The sequence below is a fragment of the Fluviicola sp. genome (assembly GCF_030151805.1).
In the GTDB taxonomy this organism is placed as follows: domain Bacteria; phylum Bacteroidota; class Bacteroidia; order Flavobacteriales_D; family Crocinitomicaceae; genus Fluviicola.
This window is the reverse complement of record NZ_JASLCN010000191.1, coordinates 1-3520: the sequence shown is the minus strand read 5'-3', so window position 1 is coordinate 3520 and position 3520 is coordinate 1. Positions and strand designations below refer to the sequence as shown.

Genomic DNA, 3520 nt, shown 5'->3' with positions numbered 1-3520 from the left:
CGTTCCGAATGCAAATTGTTTCTTCGCACCACCTTGCAAACCGAAGCTTAATAAGAAAACACTTCCTTTATTCTGATCGCGAAGCGTATACGCATTTGCATCAAACGTACTCATCGGTTTTGTACTCAAACGGTACAATGAAAAATCAAAGACTGTTCCACCGTATAAACCAAAGCCATAATCAAAATTGGAACCGATAAAATAACGTCTTGTTCCTCCCTGGATACCAAATTGAGTCACACCGTTTTTCACTCCAACCATCAGCACTGACGGACTTGTTCCCAATTGATTTGCTTCTGCATACGTGGAATCCATCTTACTGTTTTTCAAACTGGCGTAAGCACGAACAATAATGGATGCATTTTCATCACGTGGAATCTCCACTCCAAGGTTCAACGTTTTGAACAGTTGTCCTGACCCGAATCCGTAATTTAATCCCGGACCAATCATCAGACCAACCTGAGCATTTAGCGAAAAACTAACAATCACCGCAATGATGGGAAGTACTATTTTTGTTTTCATGATCCTGTATTTAATTCTTTATATCTAAAACAATTCGTATGGTGTGCTCCCGGAAGATAACCTGTGCTCATTAAAAACTCATTCACAATCTCTCCTCCAACAAATTTAAAGTGTTTTTTAAACAACTTCACCCACTCTTCTTTCGACTTCCCTAAGTTGCTGTCTAACCACAACTTAAAGCTACCAAATTCTTTCCGTAATAACAATACCTGGTTTGCATTATATATAACGGCATTTACCTTCAATTTATTTCTGATTATCCCGGGATTTTGAAGTAATTCATTTATTTTATCCTCCTGATAATTTGCAATCTTTTCTATATCATAAACGTCAAAAGCTTCCGAAAAGTTTGTTTGTTTCTTTAAAATAATATCCCAGGACAATCCTGCCTGGTTAATTTCAAGAATTAAACGCCCGAAAAGCTCATTATCATCCTCAATTGGCGTGCCATAATGAAAATCATGGTAGATACGATGAATGTCGTCTTTTGGTTTGGTTGAAACATAATCGCAATAACTCATTTTGCCGTTTTGATTGTTTATTTTTACCAAAAATAGGTATTCATGGCGGTATATTCATTCAATGGTTTTATTCCAGTTGTTAAAAAATCTAGCTTTATTCATCCCCAGGCTGTTGTAACTGGAAATGTCATCATCGGTGAAGATGTTTACATCGGGCCCGGAGCCGCTATTCGCGGGGATTGGGGACAGATTATTATCGAAGACGGATGCAACGTTCAGGAAAACTGTACCATTCACATGTTTCCGGGAACAACCGTTACCTTGAAGAAAGGAGCACACATTGGTCACGGAGCCATTGTACATGGCGGAACGATCGGTGAAAATTGTTTGATCGGAATGAATTCGGTGATTATGGACGATGTAGTAATCGAAGATGAATGCATCATTGGAGCACTGTGTTTTGTTCCTGCAAATACCGTTATTCCGAGAAGAAGTTTGGTAGTCGGGAATCCGGCAAAGGTGATCAAAGAGGTTTCTGACGACATGATTGCCTGGAAAACCAAAGGAACAGCCTTGTACCAGGCTTTACCGAAAGAATGCTACGAAACACTGATTCCTTGCGAACCTTTGGAGGAAATTGAAGCGAACCGCCCGAGCCAGGAAAAAATGTACCAAACCTGGGAAAGTATTAAGAGCAAATAACGGGCGTTTATTTTGAGTAGCTGATTTTATTGATGAAAAATATGGTTCGCTTTTTTGAAACCTTTTCATCTTCTTTGTTTTTGATCGTCTGAACTCCATAAACCAAATAACTGTCTTTGTACCAGTAAGAACAATTCGTGAACCCGGTGGATCTGACATTATCTCCTTCATGATTGGTAATAATCTGTCCGTAATCCGTTTCTGACATTTCCCCATTCGTAGTAATGGTTGTTGCTTTTAGCCTGCTTCCGGTCGAGTACATCATGCGCATATCTCCGGTTTGGTTTTCTGTAATCCGTAAATTCCGAATCACTCTGAATGGTTTATTGGATAAGTACATGGAAAAACAATAGTCTTTTATTTTTTGTCCGGATTCATCCAGGTCCAAAACAGCCGCATGCGTGTACTGGTAGCCGTCAAAAACCTGCCGGGTGCTCATAACTGCACGTCCGTTAACATAACTGGTATACGTTTCCGTGCGATAGGTCGGATAATATACTTCCCCGATAATCCGGTAAGAATCCCCGATAATAATTACCGGATGAATTGCCACAAAGCTCTGAATGATATCCGTTGCTCCTTTTTCTTTTTTGCGGTCCAGCTTCTTCTCCATTTTCTTCTGTGCTTTTTGTGGCAAATAGCTCAGATAATTGGCAAAATCCGTAAAGGAATGATAGGTGATGAAATCTTGTCTTCCGTCTGTCCATTTCGAAAAGTAATAACCTGCCGAATATCCTCTGCGCCCGGAAGTTCCATAAGTTCCGGCAATTAAAAAACTTCCTTCATTCACCCAGGTCACAGCACCGTCAATAATAGAGAAATTCGGATCTTTATCTAATTCCATACTACTTGAGATCTCTCCGTTCGGTTCCAGAAACAGTAAATGCATCGTGCCTGTTTTCATGTCTTTCCCGTCGCGCATGAAAACAACTACTTTTTCATTTCGATTATCCAAACCAATGGATTCCACCGTCCGTTTTGAGCTGATTCCCGGGATTAAAACAAACTGCTGATCTCCCGACATTAAATCCATGATTAAAACCGTAGGTTTTCTTTTCTGAAAACCATTCATAACAATCTTTCCCCCCAACAATAAATAATCCAGTGATTGAAAAGTCCAGTCTGCTTTTTCAAAAACACGCTCATTCAATGATTGATTGTTTACATCATAAATCTTTAAAATCCATTCCTTTCTGTTCGAGAACAGAAAAATAATCTGGCTACTATCATTTGAAAGCAAAGTTGTATGGTTGGTTATTCTCGATTCGCGCTCAAAATCAACAGAACTTTCTTTTTGAAGGCTTGTCGAATACATGGAAATATGAAAGATATCATTTGCACCTTTTACATTTTCCAGGCCCAAAGTAACGAAACCACGTTCTCCTACCGGAATGACCTTATCAATTCGTTCTTCCGTTTTCAAATCGAATTCGATTCTTCCTTCGTTGCTGATCTGAGAAAACGCAAAAAAGGTATTTACTAAGCAAACAAAAGCAATAAGCTGTTTCATTATGATGTAGATTTTTTTACAAATAACGCAAATCCTTTGAAACAAGCTTTCGGATCAGAACAATTAGTCGTTTTTTCAGCACCGAAAATTCAATCATAAGCTGCTTATATTCATCACAACACTTTATTTGTTCTTTTGGAACTAAAAATGCATTTACCTTTTTCCAATCTGAACATCTGTTTTTGACACCCCAAAATAACAAGTTTATGAAGCAGTTAATCACTTTCGTCTTAATGCTTGCAGGCGGCAACTCTTTTTCGCAGTGCAAAGTGTGTTTTTCTCTTGAAGAAGCAAAAATAGCACCTTATGAAGTGGAAGAACTTCA

At 38.8% G+C, this 3520-nt stretch carries 4 protein-coding genes; 1 reads left to right on the top strand and 3 read right to left on the bottom strand.

Features of this window, described 5'->3' with window-relative positions; translation table 11 throughout:
* Positions 1-522, bottom strand: a 522-nt coding sequence (locus Q1V93_RS07195; protein WP_300663230.1) for a hypothetical protein, incomplete at its 3' end; no start/stop codon positions are given.
* Positions 519-1043, bottom strand: a complete 525-nt coding sequence (locus tag Q1V93_RS07190) for a DNA-3-methyladenine glycosylase I (RefSeq protein WP_300663232.1) — start codon at positions 1041-1043, stop codon at positions 519-521. The genes Q1V93_RS07190 and Q1V93_RS07195, both read right to left, overlap by 4 nt.
* Before the next feature lie 42 nt (positions 1044-1085).
* Here Q1V93_RS07190 and Q1V93_RS07185 point away from each other — a divergent pair, with 42 nt between their 5' ends.
* On the top strand, positions 1086-1685 hold the full coding sequence (locus tag Q1V93_RS07185; RefSeq protein ID WP_300663228.1) for a transferase hexapeptide repeat family protein: 600 nt from the start codon (positions 1086-1088) through the stop codon (positions 1683-1685).
* Positions 1686-1692: 7 nt separating this feature from the next.
* Here Q1V93_RS07185 and Q1V93_RS07180 read toward each other — a convergent pair whose 3' ends face one another.
* Complete coding sequence (locus tag Q1V93_RS07180) at positions 1693-3195, bottom strand: hypothetical protein (protein ID WP_300663226.1); 1503 nt, start codon at positions 3193-3195, stop codon at positions 1693-1695.
* Between the last annotated feature and the right edge of the window lie 325 nt (positions 3196-3520).

What these genes read in the sequence shown, in the direction of transcription:
- Q1V93_RS07190 (WP_300663232.1), bottom strand. Translation starts at nt 1,043, where the DNA reads ATGAGTTATTGCGATTATGTTTCAACCAAACCAAAAGACGACATTCAT.
- Q1V93_RS07185 (WP_300663228.1), top strand. Translation starts at nt 1,086, where the DNA reads ATGGCGGTATATTCATTCAATGGTTTTATTCCAGTTGTTAAAAAATCT.
- Q1V93_RS07180 (WP_300663226.1), bottom strand. Translation starts at nt 3,195, where the DNA reads ATGAAACAGCTTATTGCTTTTGTTTGCTTAGTAAATACCTTTTTTGCG.